This is a genomic window from Tessaracoccus sp. OH4464_COT-324 (assembly GCF_003932855.1).
Lineage (GTDB): Bacteria > Actinomycetota > Actinomycetes > Propionibacteriales > Propionibacteriaceae > Arachnia.
Genome location: NZ_RQYZ01000013.1, coordinates 50,566 through 66,071 on the forward strand (window position 1 = coordinate 50,566; position 15,506 = coordinate 66,071).

The 15,506-nt window shown below is 66.8% G+C and carries 12 protein-coding genes and 1 pseudogene; 7 read left to right on the plus strand and 6 right to left on the minus strand.

Features of this window, described 5'->3' with window-relative positions:
* Positions 1-4: 4 nt before the first annotated feature.
* Positions 5-1,330, minus strand: a complete 1,326-nt coding sequence (locus EII42_RS08360; protein ID WP_125171668.1) for a S8 family serine peptidase — start codon at positions 1,328-1,330, stop codon at positions 5-7.
* A complete protein-coding gene (gene eccCa / locus EII42_RS08365; protein WP_125171669.1) occupies positions 1,327-5,406 on the minus strand; it encodes a type VII secretion protein EccCa in 4,080 nt (1,359 codons plus the stop codon). Before eccCa ends, EII42_RS08360 begins: the two co-directional genes overlap by 4 nt.
* 113 nt (positions 5,407-5,519) lie before the next feature.
* Between eccCa and EII42_RS08370 the strand changes: the two genes are divergently transcribed.
* The gene (locus EII42_RS08370; protein WP_125171670.1) at positions 5,520-6,383 is read left to right on the plus strand and encodes a DMT family transporter; all 864 of its coding nucleotides are present in this window, start codon (positions 5,520-5,522) and stop codon (positions 6,381-6,383) included.
* A gap of 56 nt (positions 6,384-6,439) precedes the next feature.
* Complete coding sequence (gene eccD, locus EII42_RS08375) at positions 6,440-7,852, plus strand: type VII secretion integral membrane protein EccD (RefSeq protein WP_158676455.1); 1,413 nt, start codon at positions 6,440-6,442, stop codon at positions 7,850-7,852.
* A gap of 303 nt (positions 7,853-8,155) precedes the next feature.
* On the opposite strand, the gene EII42_RS08380 is transcribed toward eccD, so the two are convergent.
* Together EII42_RS08380 and eccE are read right to left on the minus strand one after the other, a co-directional pair.
* Positions 8,156-8,803: a hypothetical protein gene (locus tag EII42_RS08380; RefSeq protein WP_125171672.1), complete on the minus strand. Its 648-nt coding sequence runs from the start codon at positions 8,801-8,803 to the stop codon at positions 8,156-8,158.
* Entirely contained in the window at positions 8,803-9,981 is a 1,179-nt protein-coding gene (eccE, locus tag EII42_RS08385; RefSeq protein ID WP_158676456.1) for a type VII secretion protein EccE, read from the minus strand. The genes EII42_RS08380 and eccE overlap by 1 nt, the downstream gene beginning before the upstream one ends.
* A gap of 124 nt (positions 9,982-10,105) precedes the next feature.
* Between eccE and eccB the strand changes: the two genes are divergently transcribed.
* The 3 genes from eccB to EII42_RS08400 all read left to right on the plus strand — a co-directional run bounded on the left by eccB (position 10,106) and on the right by EII42_RS08400 (position 12,568).
* Positions 10,106-11,533 (plus strand): type VII secretion protein EccB, encoded by a 1,428-nt coding sequence (gene eccB / locus EII42_RS08390; protein WP_158676457.1) that lies wholly within the window; start codon positions 10,106-10,108, stop codon positions 11,531-11,533.
* A gap of 398 nt (positions 11,534-11,931) precedes the next feature.
* Positions 11,932-12,237, plus strand: coding sequence for a WXG100 family type VII secretion target (locus tag EII42_RS08395; protein WP_125171675.1), 306 nt, complete (start codon positions 11,932-11,934; stop codon positions 12,235-12,237).
* A 40-nt stretch (positions 12,238-12,277) separates the two neighbouring features.
* Positions 12,278-12,568 (plus strand): WXG100 family type VII secretion target, encoded by a 291-nt coding sequence (locus EII42_RS08400; protein ID WP_125171676.1) that lies wholly within the window; start codon positions 12,278-12,280, stop codon positions 12,566-12,568.
* A gap of 119 nt (positions 12,569-12,687) precedes the next feature.
* On the opposite strand, the gene aat is transcribed toward EII42_RS08400, so the two are convergent.
* A complete protein-coding gene (gene aat, locus EII42_RS08405; RefSeq protein WP_125171677.1) occupies positions 12,688-13,317 on the minus strand; it encodes a leucyl/phenylalanyl-tRNA--protein transferase in 630 nt (209 codons plus the stop codon).
* A gap of 89 nt (positions 13,318-13,406) precedes the next feature.
* On the opposite strand from aat, the gene EII42_RS08410 reads away from it, so the two are divergent.
* The gene (locus EII42_RS08410; protein ID WP_125171678.1) at positions 13,407-14,066 is read left to right on the plus strand and encodes an EcsC family protein; all 660 of its coding nucleotides are present in this window, start codon (positions 13,407-13,409) and stop codon (positions 14,064-14,066) included.
* Here EII42_RS08410 and alr read toward each other — a convergent pair.
* Positions 14,059-15,162 (minus strand): alanine racemase, encoded by a 1,104-nt coding sequence (gene alr / locus EII42_RS08415; RefSeq protein ID WP_125171679.1) that lies wholly within the window; start codon positions 15,160-15,162, stop codon positions 14,059-14,061. The genes EII42_RS08410 and alr overlap by 8 nt on opposite strands.
* Before the next feature lie 71 nt (positions 15,163-15,233).
* On the opposite strand from alr, the pseudogene EII42_RS13710 reads away from it, so the two are divergent.
* Positions 15,234-15,506 (plus strand): annotated as a pseudogene (locus EII42_RS13710) (hypothetical protein); the annotation flags it as partial.

Genomic DNA, 15,506 nt, shown 5'->3' on the forward strand with positions numbered 1-15,506 from the left:
ACTTCTAGCGGCGCCTCTCCGCGGCCCGCGCCCGCTTCGCGGCCGGCAGGACGATCGCCAGCACGAGGCCGGCCACCACCATCATGACCGCGGCCACGCCCATCGCGATGCCGACGACGATCGGCACCTGGTCAACGCGTCGCTCCTCCGGTAGCACCACCGGAGGGTTGATGGGGGGTCCGTCCTTGTGATTGCTGAGCGAACCTGCGTCGCCGGAGAGCAGCCGGACAGGGTTGATGATGCCCCCGCCCAGCTGGAGATCGCTCGTCGAACGCGGCGGCGGATCGGCGGTCAGCACGATCCGCTTGCGGATCTCGGCGGGGGTGAGTTTGGCGTCGCTCTTGAGCACGCCGTTCTGGATATCCAGCCGGTGCTTCTCGATCATGAGTGCCACCACCCCGCTGACGATTGGTGTGGCGAAGCTGGAGCCGACCTGGTTCAACGCGTAGACCTGGCTGCTCATACCCGCTGTTTCGTCCCTGCGCGACGGGGCCAACGCCACCAGCCCTTCGCCGGGCGCGCCGATGTCGACCTTGCCGCCGGTTTGGGCTTGCTCCGAAGGGGCATCGTTGATATTGCTCGCGCCCACCGAGATCACGCCCGGGAACGCTCCGGGATAGGCGTCCTGGCCGTTGCCTTGATCCTTGTTGCCTGCCGCCGCCACCACGACGACACCCGCGTCGATCGCCTCCTTGATCGCGATCTCCATCTCACCCTTGCCGGGGAGGTCCCCGTAGAAGGCCTGCGAGATGTTGATGACGTCCACGCCCTTGCGAGTGGCGTCCCGGATGGCCTCGGTGAGCGGCGACAGCGGCACCGGTGGGTCGTTCGGCTCCGGCTTGCCGGACCTCATCAGCGTGCGGTAGAGCACCACCTCCGCCTCTGGCGCGACGCCATAGAAGTCGACGTGCTCGTCGTAGGGTTGACCGTCGGGTTTCTTGCCCGCCGCCAGCAGCGACACCACGACCGTGCCGTGCACGCAGTCGTATTCCAGCACCTCGCTGTCGTCGTAGGACTTCCGCCCGCCCAGTCCGTCATAGTGGACGAAGCGGCTCCGGTCGCCGTCCTTCAGGTAGACGGTGCCCTCGATGGCGGCCCCAGTGTCGATCACCGCCACCTTCACGCCCCGCCCGGTTGCGACGTGGTGCAGCTCCTCCAACCGCATCCGGTCGATGTGCCACGACTTCGGCGGCTTCTCCGCTTTATCGTTCTTCGCCGCAGCGCAGTCGTAGGGCGTGAACACCACGATCTCCGCGTGCGCGTTCAGCGTCAGCTGCGTGCAGGTGAGCAACAGCGCAAGGAGGCCCGCGAGGAATCGTCTCCTGCTCACTGCTGCCCCTCCTCATCCACCGGCGGCCGGTAGGCGGCCTGGACGAGCCCCTTGAAGGTGCGGGTGACGAGCGTGCCCCGGCCGGGCGGCATCCGGCTGCCGACGACATCGCCGAACAGCTTGCCCTCGTCCTTCGAGCCCGACATCACAAGTCCGGGGCTGATCTGCTCACGCATCTTCGCGATGATCGGGTCGCCGAACACCGAGCGCGAGGCGCCGCCGGAGGAGCGCGCGACGATGATGTGCAGGCCGATGTCGCCGGCCTGATTCACCAGGTCCGCGAAGGCCGCCAGCGGGTTGCCGGAAGGGGTCGCCACCAGCTCATAGTCGTCGACCACGACGAACACCTCGCCGCCGGTCCACCAGGAGCGGTCACGCAGCTGCTGCTGGGTCACGTCGGGCCCGGGCAGGCGACGGCGCAGCGCCTCGGCCAGCTGACGCAGATTGTCGGTGGCTGCGGAGGCCGAGGCGTAGTAGCCGATGACATGCTCCGAGTCGAGCTCGCCGAGCAGCGTGCGCCGGTAGTCGACGATCGCGATCTTGGCTTCCTTCGGGGTGTAGCGCGCGACGATGCCGTGCACCAGGGTCCGCAGGATGGTGGTCTTGCCACACTCCGGCCCACCGATGATCGCCAGGTGCGCATCGTGGCGCGGATCCAGGAAGACCGGTTCGAGCTCCAGTTCGTCGATGGCCCAAGGGATCCGACGGTCTTCCGGGTCGTGCGTGATCTGCGGCAGATCCTTGTGGCTGAACATCTCCGGCAGCATGCGAACCTCGGCGGCGCGCGGGCCCTTCCAGGCCCGGTTGACCAGCTCGATGAAGCCCTTCTGGCCGACGCTGACATCGTCGGCGCTCTCGACGGAGTCGACACGCGGCAGGCCGATCAGGGTGTGCAGGCCACCTTCGGTGATGCCGCGACCGGGGCGGTTCGCGGGGATGATGCCTTGAACCTTCCGGTCAATTTCCGAATCGAAGGGATCGCCGAGCTTCAGCTCGATGCGGCTCTGCAGCATGTCCTTCGTCGCCGCGCGGATCTCCGACCACTTGGCCGCGCTGACCCACACGTGGATACCGAAACCCAGGCCGCCGGCAGCGAGCGCCTGCACCTGCGGCTCCATCTCCTCGAACTCAGTTTTCAGAGTGGCCCACCCGTCAATCACCAGGAACACGTCCGTCGGGAAGCGGTCGGGCGTGATTGTGCCGTCCGCACGCCCCCTGCGGTAGGTGGCCATGGAATCGATCCCCAACTCCGCGAATTGCTGCTCGCGGCGGCCACGGAGGCTGGTCAGCTCCGCGACGGTGCGTCGCACCCGGTCGATGTCGAGGCGGCCGGTGACGGAGCCAACATGCGCCAGTTCACGCATCGACATCAGGCCGCCGCCGCCGAAGTCGAGGCAGTAGAAGCCCACTTCCTTCGGGGTGTGGGTGAGCGAGAGGCCTGCGATGGCCGCGCGCAGCGCCATCGACTTGCCCGACTGCGGGCCGCCGACGACACCGAGGTTGCCGCCTGCGCCGGAGAAGTCCATCCACCACGGGTCCCGCCGCTGGTGGCGCGGCCGGTCGATGATGCCGACCGGGGCGCGCAGCTTGGCCAGCCAGGACCGCTCCGCAGCCTGCAGTCCCCGCTCGCTCTCCTCCAGGTCGTTGAGCAGCTGGTCCATCGTCGGGGGCTCGTTCAGGGGAGGCAGCCACACCTGGTGCGCCGGCCAGCCGTGGCCTTTGAGGCGGCTGACGCAGATGGAGAGCAGCGTCTCCTCCTCTTCGTCCTCCTCCGGCTCCACGATGACGTCTGGCTGTATGGGGGCCCCCGGGTCGGCGGAGTCGACGCGCACCGCCTCGGGCTCCGGCGGGACCACCGGGATCACGTAGTCGGCGGTGAACTCCAGCGCGGGCGGCGTCCAGGCCCGGCTGACCACGCGCGCCACCTCGTCCATCGGCTGTTGGTTGGATTGTGTGACCGTGGTCGTGCCGTGCCAGGGGCCCGAAACGTAGGCTGCCTTGAAGCGGGTCATGCCCGTGGTGTCGAACTTCAGATAGCCGTTGCCGGGCGGGGTAGGCAACTCGTAAGCGTCGGGGACGCCGATGACGGTGCGGGATTCCGCCGGCGAGAAGGTACGCAGCGCGATGCGGTAGGACAGGAACGTGTCCAGGCCGCGCAGTTTGTTCTCCTCCAATCGCTGCGACGCGAGCAGCTGGTGGACCGCGATCGACCGTCCGACGCGTCCGATCTGCACGAACAGATCGATGAACTCGGGGCGCGCGCTCAGCAGCTCGGAGAACTCGTCGACGACGATCAGGAGGCTCGGCATCGGGGGAATGTCCGCGCCAGCCTGCCGGGCGTTCTCGTAGTCTTCGCGGTTCTTAAAGTTGCCCGCGGCGCGCAGTACCTCCATGCGGCGGTCGAGCTCGCCGCCGATGGCGTCCTGCATACGGTCAACGAGGCTAAGCTCGCCTTCCAGGTTGGTGATGACCGCCGAGACGTGCGGCAACTCCTCCAAGCCAAGGAACGTGGCGCCACCCTTGAAGTCGACGAGGATGAAGTTCAGCTGTTCGGTGGAGTGGGTCATGGCGAGGCCGAGCACCAGGGTGCGGAGGAACTCTGATTTGCCCGAGCCGGTGGCGCCGATGCAGATGCCGTGCGGGCCCATGCCACCCTGGGCGGACTCCTTGATGTCCAGTTCGACGGGGGTGCCGTCGTCGGCGGTACCGAAGGGGATGCGCAAGTGGTTGCGCAGCGGTCGGGGCCGCCAGGCGGTGCGCGGGTCGAGGGTCAGCGGATCACCGGCCCCCAACATCGCCGGGTAATCCTTGGGCGGCTCGAACACCACCTCAGCGGGCTCGCCGTCGTCGGCGGACACCAGCGAGGGCATCCGGTAGGGCGACATCGCACGGGCCAGCATCTCGACGTAGAGCCGCTTGGTCTGGTCAGGCCGGCCGAAGCCCGTGGTGGCGTGCTGGATCTTGGACGTGCGCCGGTGCAGCACCACGCTGTCCTCCTGAACCAGGAAGTATGCCACGCCGATCTCCATGGAACGGGGCAGGTTGCGCTCGCCGGTGAGATGCACGCTCACGGCCCGGGTGGTGGGGGTGACGAACTGCTGCGCGTTCACCCCATCGACGCCATCGGAGAGGATCACCATCAGCGACGGCGGCGCGTCCGCCGCCTGAGCGGAGGTGCCCAGCTGGCTGATCTCGGAGGCCCCGGTGGCGAACATGCGCACACTGCCCACCCCGTCAACCTCCGTGGGGTGCTGAAGGTGGGGCAACCACTTCACCCACTGCCAGTCCTCCTGGCGCTCCTTGCTTGCGGCCACCATCAACGCGACGTCCGTGGGCGCGTGCCAGGTGACGAGTTGCGCCACCATCGAGTACGCCATGCGTCGGCAGACCTCCTCGTCACCCACGAGCCGAATGGCGTGGAAGCCACGGAGGTCGACGGACAGCGGCACCGACTGGATCAACCGGTGGGTGCGGATGAAGCGGCGTAGGGCGCCTGTGGTGAGGGGCTCCAGGTCTTCGATGGGTTGGGACTCCGGCGGCGTGATGCGCTTCGCGGACTGCTGCAGACCCACGGAGATCCGCACCGAGGCGAAATCCTCGGTGTCGGGGCGGCGCTCCCACATCCGCATACCGCCGACCACTGTCCACAGTGACTCCGGTTCCGGGTGACGGTAGGCGACGGAGGCCCGCTGCTCATCAGCGGTTTTGGAGAAGTTGCGTCGGGTCTGGGCGAGGTAACGGAAGTACTCGCGACGGTTGGCGTCCAGCTGGGCGGACTGGTCGTCGTTCTGGCGGCCAGTCTGGGTCAGCATCATGCCCATCATGGAGACCGCATAGAGACCCATGATGATGGGGCGCAGCACGTTGGAACCGCCCATGCCCGCAGTGAAGCCGCCGAACATCATGAGGCCCATGGCCAGCATGCCTGCCGCCATCGGCAGCATGCGAAGCACCGCGCCGAACGGCTTGGACGGCGACGGCGGCGGGATTTCGGGCGGCGACTCCAGCAGCAGGTCACCGCGGGGCATCGCCGGTGGCGTTACCCGCTTCGGGCGATGGAAGGTGATGACACCCATTGCTCTCAATCCTCCGAGGACACTTTCCGCGTCTAAACCTACTGCCCATTGCGGTCAGGAAGCATCTCTTCGCCGACAGCTGTGGAGTATTTTTCAGACGTTACGCTTAACTCGTGCGGCCAAACCCTTCCCCCTTCGCAATCGGCGTGCTTCTCCTGGTGCTCGGGGCGGTGTCAGTTCAGGCAGGGGCTGCACTCGGGGCCAGCGTCATCCCGGCGACCGGGGTGGCGGGCATCGTCGTAGTGCGCTACCTGGTTCAGGCTGCGGTGCACGTGCCGCTGGCTTGGAAGGGGCTAGCCTCGGCCCGGCTGCCGGATTGGCGCTGGGGGATGCTCGTCGCCGTCCCGCTCATCGTGATGAACACCGCCATCTATCTCGCTTTCGAGCAGATGGGTGTGGGGCTCAGCGTGACGATCGAGCTACTGGGGCCGATCCTGCTCGCGGTGGTCACGGCCCGGAGTTGGCCGGGTTGGGTGGGCGCCTGCCTGGCAGCGATCGGGATGGTGCTGGTCACAGGGCCCACAGGTAGCGCGACACCTTTGGGCGTGTTCTGGGCGACGCTGGCGGCAGCTAGCTGGGCGGCCTACCTGGTGGCCGCTCGCGTCGCGGGGGCGCGGCTCAGCGGCTTGACACCCACGGCGATGGCCAGCTTGCTCGGCTTAGTGGTGCTGCTGCCGACGGTGGCCTACCTTGGCGTGCCCGGCGAGTTGTCCTGGCCGGTGCTGCTCACGGGGCTGGCGGCCGGAGTGGCGTCGTCGGCGGTGCCATACGCCTTCGACATCGTCGCACTCCGGAGGGTGCCGATGAACGTCGCGTCCACGATGATGAGTGTGAACCCGGTGATGGCGGTGCTGTTTGGCTGGTTGATCCTCGACGAGCGGTTGGGTCTGGCCGAGCTGGCGGGCTTGGGCGTGATCTGCGTGGCGAATGTGCTGGTGGTGCGGGCAGCCAGCAGACAGAAAGCTGCCCGGTATTGATCACTTGGGGCTGGTTAGCTGTTCGTTAGCCCCTTGTGCAACTAGGCTTGCTTCTCGTGAGTACCCCGATCCAAGAGGAAGACCTGACGCGCGTCACGATCATCTCGTCGATCCGACGCGTCGACCTGGCGCTGCCGGGCTCCGTGAGCCTGAGCGAGTTGCTGCCCAGTATGCTGAAGTTCGCGGGCATTGACGCCAACAGCCCGACGGACGCTGTACACGCCTGGGTGTTGCAGCGCTTCGGGCAGGATCCGTTCGACCTGTACTCCCCGATCAGCAAGCTGGGCATCCGTGACGGCGAGACCCTGCACCTACGGCAGCGGGAGAACGCGATGCCGGATGCCGCGTTCGACGACGTGGTGGACGCGGTCGCGGGGGCCACGAATTCGCGGCCCTCCTGGACGCAGAACAACTCGCAGGTGATCGGCCTGATCTGCATGGCAATGATGCTGGTGTTCCCGCCGATCATCACGTTCGCCTCCGTGCTGGAGCAGGGTCGCCTGCTGCAAGCGTTGGTGTTGGCGGCAACGGGCATCATCGCATTCGGGGCGTTCGTCGCGGCGGTTTCGCTGGCTCGGGCCGCGAAGGAGGTGCCCACTGCGACGGTGCTGGCCTGGGTGAGCGTTGTGTTGGCGGGCTTGATGGGCTGGAACCTGGCTTACGTGATCGCCGTCGACCCCGCGATGCACATCAACATCCTGATGTCCTCGTCGATGGTGCTGATCACGGCTGCAGCGAACGCGCTGGCCGCCCGGGTACACACGATGCCGCTGTTCGCAGCATCGCTGTTTGCTGGCATCATGCTCGTGTCCTCCTCGACAATGGCGCTGCAGTACGGTCACGACGAGAAAGTGGCCGCCGCGACGATGGCGGCGATGGCGCTGGCGACCACCTTCCTGCCCACACTGAGCTACCGCATCGCGGGCATCGCGCTACCAAACCTGCCGGTGACCACTGAGGCGATGCTGGCTGACGAGACGCCGGTGCAGTCGGACATCGTGAGCCGGGCGCTGTTTGCCGACCGGCTGTTGGGCGGGATGCTGATGGGCACCTCGGCTGCGGCTACGGTGTCTGCGGCGATCACGATGACCGTACCCAGCTGGTCGGGGGTGCTGCTGTGCCTCTGCGTCGGTTTCGCTTTCCTGTTGCGCGCGCGGTCGTTCGTCGGCTTTACGCAGCGGCTGGCGCTGGTAGTGAGCGGTGGACTGATCACCAGCGTCGCAGCGTTCTCCATCGTGCTGGCGGCCACGCGCAGCTACGTCGGGTTGGGTGTACTGTTCGCGCTCACCCTGTTCCTTGGATATGTGTTCGCACACTATTCGGCCGCTTGGTATCGCAAGATCTTGTCTCCGACGTGGGGCCGCTGGGGCGACATCCTGGAGTGGGTCGCGATCATCGGCCTTGTTCCCCTCACCCTTGGCGTGATGGACTTCTACACCTGGTTCCGCGGCCTGTTCAACTTCGGCTGATTGCCTTTGGCGACAGCGGGACCCCACCCACCTGGGTCTGCTAAGTCCGCCGTTGCGTCGGGGTCGGCTGAGCACCAGCCGACCCCGAATGTCCTGCAGGATTCCTGTGCACTCTTGAGGAAACTGGCAGACGCACCGGCCTAAAGACCCGTTACCAACGGCGGACCCGGCGCGTTCCCAGGGCCTCTAACCAGCTGCTGAGGCACGCCCACATCCAACCTAAAGCCGCAGTCGGGCCAGCGCAGCCGGCGACGGCCAAGCACACCTTCGGCGCGCCGGAGCGGACACCGGACGCGCGGATGCTTAGCCGAACAGCAGCCGGTACTCGGTGGGGCTAGGCGGGATGACAACCCGGGCGAGCCTCCTGGCGCTAGCCAACACGACTTCTGTCTCCATCAGGTCTGAGGCGGCCTTCACCTGGGAGGCGGGCAGGGCATAGGCGCGACGTAGGTTCTCGCCGGTCTTGCCGTCCAGGGGGGTGACGATCGCCACCTCGGAGTTGCGCAGCTCGCCCACCGCGCCACTCGACGTCGGGTCACCGATGCGGGCAACCGCCTGCCAAGCGCCCAGCCGGTGCGTCGGGCCGACGGCCTCGTCGTCGTCGAGGATGAGGCTTGGCCGGAACGGCCTGCCCTGCCCCGGTACGTCCTCCAGGTCACGAAGCAGGTCGATGGTGCCGCCGCACGAGCGGACGGTCTCGGCGAGGGCGAGCCACTGCCGATGGTCAGAAGAGACGACGCTCAGGTGGGCGCCGATGCACACCGCCCGGAACGCGATCAGCCAGCGCATGTACTCCGGCACCGCAAGGTACAGCCGGGTGGGCTCCTTACGGAACAGCCGCAGCGCGACGGGGCCGCCCGGCCCGCGGCCAAGCAGCAAGCCCGACGGGCCCGTGGACACCACGGGATCGAACTGTTCCCGGCCCGGCGGTAGCGCCTGGTAACTCTCCATCAGTCCACCTGCCTTCCTAGGGGCACCGTGGCCAGCAGGCCAGGCACCTGAGTTCCACCGCGCGGGCCGAGCCGCACCCACGGCGGGAGCAGCAGCTGCACGGCTTCATCCCCCTGCCCGGCCTGTTCGAGGTCGTTGGACACGAGCCGCACCGCGCCGCGCGCAGGCTCACCGGGCGAGACTGTGTACGAGGTGATCGCCATCATCACCGGGGCTGCGCACACGGCCTCCAGGAGCCGCTGGTAGCCGTCCGACGTGTTGCGGCCGAAGCTCTGCACCGCCCTGGACTCGTGCACGAGCGAGTCGACGATCAGGTTCTCCCAGTTCTCGACGGTGCGCTGCTGCGCGGGCTCGGGACTGACGCCCGTGGCTTGCCCCAGGACATCAACGATCTCTTGCGGGCTGAGGGTCGACGTGCTCACACCTTGGCGCTTGAGCATCGCCTGCGCGCGGTGCAGGCCGAAGCGGAGCGTCGCGTAGACGCCCACCTGCCCGGTTCCGCGGCGGCCGACGGCCTCCAGGCACAGCCTCGGGTCGAGCCGCAGCGCCAGCCACGTACGGCGTACGGCTGGCGGGGGGAGGGCCCCGTCGAGGATCTCCTGGTACGAGTTGATGGCGGGTGACCCGGCGGGCAGCATGGCCCGGGTGGGGGCGCCCACGGTGAAGGTGATCACCTGGATGCCGGCGAACGTGACGTCGTCCTGCCGGGTGAGTTGCGCCAGTTCGTCGAGATTCAGCAGGTTGCCGCGGTCCGAGAACAGCTGCAGGTCGGACTGAAGTTCGAGGATGCCCGTCCACGACCTGCCGTCGGCGACGATGCCGATCTCGCCGTCGTGAGCATCCTTGATCTTGGTTACCTCAAGCCTGGGCAGCCACTGTCCCAGCGGCACAAGATCCTGTGGTTGGTCGGGGAACTCAACAAATTCGCGCTGCCTCAACCGATAGGCGCGCCGGTTGCCCAGCGTGCGGGGCATCGTGCGACCGTTCACGGGCACGGTGAGCAGTAGCCCGGCGAGCAGGATCAACGCCCCAAGCACCGCAAACAACACATCCTGCATGGCAAACGCGACGCCCGCCGCGAGAATGATCACTTGCCAGAACACCACCAACGGCAGGTAGCGCGTGGAGCGTGCTCTTAGCGGCAGCTGCGCTTTCGCAACCGGTCCTGATTTCAGCATGGTGTCCCTTCGCAGACCTTTCCTGCGTAACTTTAGAGGTTCTGACGCGCATTGCCTCCCCGAAGCGGCGCTTTGGTCCCAAATGCGGTCTAGGCTTGGCCTGCAAGACCAACGAGAGGCACACATGGCGACTCGCAAAGATCTCCTCAAGGCGCAGGCATTCACGTCTCGTCGCATGATCGCTTCGTTCATCAACCGCGACCCCGACGATCCTACCCCGCCGCTGCGCCGTGTCGGTATGGCTTCCTTCGTCTCGCTGATGATCGCGATCATCATGGTGGCTGGCTACACGCTCATCGGTCTGCTGCGTCCCGGCTCGAACCCTGGCTGGAAGACCGGCGGCGTCGTCATCTCCGACACGCAGGCCGGCGCGCTGTTCATTTACCACGAGGGGCAGGACATGCTGCAACCGGTGGCCGACGTCGCAACAGCCCGACTGCTCGCCGGAGGCCTGGACGCGGCGGGCATGCCGCGCACCACGAACGTCAAGACGGATGCTCTTGTGGGCATGAAACAGGCCGACATGCGCGGCATCCCCGGCGCGCCCCGCCAGCTGCCAGACGCCGCCAACATGTCTGGCTACCCGATCAAGATGTGCTCCACCGCCCCGAACAACAACAGCGAACGCTTCGTTACCCTGGAGTTCCGCGCGGAGACCCCGGCCTCGGACAACTTCGCCTTCGTCGCGGAGCACTCCGACAATTCCCGCTACCTGATCTTCAACGGCAAGAAGCACCGCCTGTGGGACCTGCCCGAACGGAACGCATTGATGAGCAGCGGGCTGCCTGCGGTCGCGGTGGGCAACGCCTGGATCGCCGCTATCCCGGAGGGCGTGCCGATCGCGCCGCTGCAGATCGACGCGCCGAAGAGCGACAACAACAAGTTCCTCTCCGGTATGGCGCGCGCGGACGTGGCCCGCACCCGAAACGCCGACGACGCGGGCCAGCGGCAGTACTTCACGCAGACGGAGGAGGGTCTGGTGCGGATCTCGTACCTGGACGCCGAGGCGCTTCTGCTGCTGCACCACAACGGCGACACCAACGCCGTGCGCCAGCTCGACCCGAGCGACATGGCCAAGTTCAGAAACGCGCCGGATCGCCGGACCCCCGGCCTGCCGTGGGATGAGCCGCGCGGGCCGTCGAAGGAAGCCAGCCTGCGCGACGTCTCGGTGTGCGCGACGTGGCTCTCCGCCGACGACGAGGTGCCGGTGCTGAGCTACGGCGACAAGACGCCGGACTTCGACCGCAGCCTGTACAAGATCAACGCCGGCAACACGTTCGACATCATCCAGATGGCACCGCTCACCGGCGCGCTGCTGCGCAACTCGCAAGCCCAGTCCGACACTCCGGTCACCTTCCTCGTGACGAACGGGCGCAAGTACGCCATCCCAGACCAGGCCTCGCGTGCCGCGCTGGGCTACAAGGACGTCCAGCCGGTGGCGGTACCGGGCGGCTTCCTGGCGCAGATCCCAGAGGGATTGCCCGAGCGCAGCAGCCTTTCGAATTCGTCGATCACGATCATCCGCCCCGACGCGCCGACCAGAGAACGCTAGAACCTGTTACGGAAGTGTTGTCGGGGCGAGAACGCCCCGACAACGACGAGTTGGGCTCTCAGCATCTGCCCTTGTCCCGGAGGCACCAAAGGCAGCTGCTGGGGGCCTTTCTCGCTCAATCCGGTGCGTCGGAGCCCAGCATGGTTCCCCGAACCATGCACCGGCTGTGGGGGCCCAGAAGTGGGTCTGCTGGGTGCCTGTACGCGAGTAGGAGTACTTAGGAGTACCTAGGTACGTCTGAGTACTCCTACTCGTTTTCGAAGAAAGATGGCGAAAACACTAGGAAATGACCCCCTGTTGCTTCTAAGGTCGTACTCGACAACAAGGCAACGGAAGAGCAAGCAGAAGTTGCCTCACCTGGCCGGACCACCCGGCACCAACGTCGAGAGGAATGAAAAATGGGCAACAAGTCCGTAGATCGCGCCGAAATGGCCAAGGCCGCACAGCAGATCGATGTCAAGCACCAGCAGATCAACCAGCTGCAGACCCGTCTCCGTGGCGAGATGGACACCCTGAGCGCTGTGTGGACCGGCCGCGCTTCGACCGCTTTCCGCAACGGCTACGAGCGCTTCAACGAAGAGTACGAGAAGGTCAAGAAGGGCCTCGAGCAGATCCACCAGGCGCTCACCGAGACTCTCCGCGACTACACCATCCGCGAGGAAGAGTCCGAGGCGGACGCCAACAAGTTCGTCGGCATGATCTGATCCACCCCCATCGAGAAGACTTTTAAGGAGAACTAACAAAATGAGCGACGCAACCGTATACACCCAGTCCGGCCTCCAGGACGGCATCTCCTCGCTCCGCCGCGCGCACAAGGAGCTCGTCGAGATGCTCGAGACCCTCAAGGGCGAGCTGCAGCAGTCCCTCGGCATGTGGGAAGACAACGCCCGCGTGGCCTACCAGGAAGTTCAGCGCTCCTGGGATCAGTCCGCTGAGCGTCAGTCCCAGATCATCGAGCAGATGCCCGTTCTGCTCGGCCAGATCGCGGACGGCTACGACGCCACCGAGCGTTCCAACGCTTCCCGCTGGTCCTGATCCTCAGGAAACTCAGCACAGGGAGGGTCCGGCTTCGGCCGGGCCCTCCCTGTTTTTGTTTTTGCGCTCCGGGCGCTCCGCCCCAGTCCGGCAAGCCGACGGGCACCGTGCGCCCCGGCCTACTCGCCGCCCAGCGCCTCGTCGAGGAGGGCCAGGTACTCGTCGCGCGTCACCTCGACTGCGCCCAGGCTTGCCAGGTGCGGGGTGATCCACTGCACGTCGAGCAAGCTCGCCCCGTTCTCGCGCAGCACCTCGACGAGCCGCAGCAGGGCCACCTTCGACGCATCCCGGCCCTCCGGAGTGTGAAACATTGATTCCCCGGCGAACAAGCCTTTCAGGTGCACCCCGTACAGCCCGCCGACGAGGTGCCCGTCGGCATCCCACGTCTCGACACTATGCGCAACCCCAAGCCTGTGCAGCTGCCGGTAGACGCCCGCGATGCGCTCGTCGATCCACCCCAGCGGTCGGTTCGGATCGGCGCAGCGGGTCAGAACCTCGTCGAAGGCTACGTTCAAGGTGGTGGTGTAGCGCCGTGCTGACTTCCTAAGCGAGCGGCTCACCTTCAGCCCGTCCAACGGCAGAATGCCGCGCAGCCCCGGAGACCACCAACCCATCAGCTTGTCGACAGGCATCGGAAAGACGCCCGCCAGGTAGGCTTCTACCGTCAGGGCAGCGTCGAACTCTTCCGAGACCCCGATCAGGTCGCCCTCGGGCCAGGTTGCCGGGTCGCCGAATATGGTGCTGCGCATGGGTCAGGTATAGCAGGCGCACCGCCCAATGCTGACAGTCTCTGCGAACGCTTGGGTGAGTGTGCGACCCTTGACGATGAAGGAGTGCCATGGACGACAAGCAACTGGCGGTGGCCGAGGGGTTCACCGCCGACATCTTCCACCAGATCCTTGAGCTGGCGATCGTCGGCAACGGGACGCTATCCGGCGCGAAGGAGCTGGCCAACGAGCAGCTGAAGAAACACGACGACCCGGAACGCGCCGTCGACGTCATCGTGAGCCAGCACTTGGCGCTGGCCGGCGGTCAGGGGTTCGCCACGAACTGGGGCGGGTTCCTGCTGTCGCTGGTGACGATTCCCGCCAACGTCGCGGCGTCGGCTTTCGTACAAGCGAGGATGGTGGCGGCGATCGCCCACCTGCGCGGCTACGAGCTGGCGGATCCCCGGGTGCGCACCGCGATCCTGATGTGCATGCTCGGCCCGTCGGCCAGCAGCGCGCTGGTCGCCAAGTCGGTGCTGCCCAGCACTCCCCTGGTCGTAGCCACCGCGCCTGTTTTCGACAGCAAACTCGACGGCGCGGTCAGCAGAATCCTGCTGGAGCGTGCCATGAACTTCGTCGGCGGCAAGCGTCTCGGGGTGTTCGTGGCCAAGAAGATCCCGTTCGTCGGCGGCGGAGTGGGCGCGGCGGTTGACGCGTGGACCACACATCAGGTGGCCAAGCACACCCTGACCGCGCTGCCGAACCGTCGACCGAAGCGCACGGTCAGCTGACGTAGCGTCGCGGCACCCGCTGCGTGATCAGGCAGGTCACCTCGTAGGGGATGGTGCCCATGAGGTCAGCGATTTCCTGGGGCGTGATCCGTTCCTCCCCCGAGCTGCCGAGCAACACCACCGCATCGCCGGGCCCGACCGACGCGTCTCCGACGTTGACGAGGATCTGATCCATGCACACCCGCCCCACCACCGGCAGGCTGCGCCCGTCGTACAGCACCCGGCCGCGCGACGACAGCAGGCGCGAGTAGCCGTCGCCGTAGCCCACGGCCACCGTCGCAACCCGGGTGTCTGCTGGCGCGCGCCACGTCGCGCCGTAGGAGACGGGCTCTCCGGCGCGCACCGCGCGCACCTGCGTGACGCGCGCGGTCCACGTCGCCACCTGTTCCAGCAGGCCCTCCTCGCCCAAGTTCGCTTCCGGCGCCGAGCCGTAGACGGCGATCCCGGGACGGATCGCATTGTCCCCGGCGAGTTCGTGGTTGAGGATGGCGCCAGAGTTGGCCGAATGGACCCACTCGACCGGTGTGCGGGCCGTTACCTCCGCCACGGCCCGCCGGAACAACCGCAGCTGCTCGACGGTGTAGTCATGCCCCGAAGCGACGTCGGACATCGCGAGGTGCGTCATCACGCCGGCCAGCCGCAGCGTGGGCCGAGCGACGATGGCGTCGGTGACCGCGCGGGCCTGCTCGGGGCGAACCCCCACCCTGCCCATCCCGGTGTCGATCTTCAGGTGCACGTCAACGACTCGGCCACGTTCGCGGGCGGCTGCGGCCAACGCGTCAACGGCCTCGGGGTAGCCCACGACGAGCGACAGCCGGTGCTCAATGGCCGCAGGGAGTTCGTCGGGCAGGGCCGGCGAGAGTTTGAGTATGGGGCGCGTGATGCCCGCGCTGCGGAGCTCGATCCCCTCGGCCACGGTGGCCACGCCGAAGCCCGCCACCTGGTTTTCGACGTACCGCGCCACGGGGACGAGCCCGTGGCCGTAGGCGTCGGCTTTCACCGCCAGGAACACTGATCGGCCGCCTCCGCGGGCCCGCACCACGTCGAGGTTTCGCGAGATCGCTCCCAGATCAACGATCAACTCCGTTACAGCCATCCGCCAATGATATTGCGAAAAAATTTGTGGTCGGGATGGTTGGTGCCCCCATCAACTGGCAGACTAGACGCATGTCAAATGAGCAGTGGAACGGCGCGCAGGGCAACCAGTGGGCCCAGCAGCAGAACAACGATTGGGGTCAGCAAAACGCTGATTGGTCACAGCAGAACGCCGCGAACGAGTGGGGGCAACCGGCTACCAACGACTGGGCTCCGCAGCCCGATGCCGCTCCCTCCGCCAACGAGTGGGGCCAACCCGCAGCCGCTCCCTCCGCCAACGAGTGGGGCCAACCCGCAGCCGCTCCCTCCGCCAACGAGTGGGGCCAACCCGCAGCCGCTCCCTCC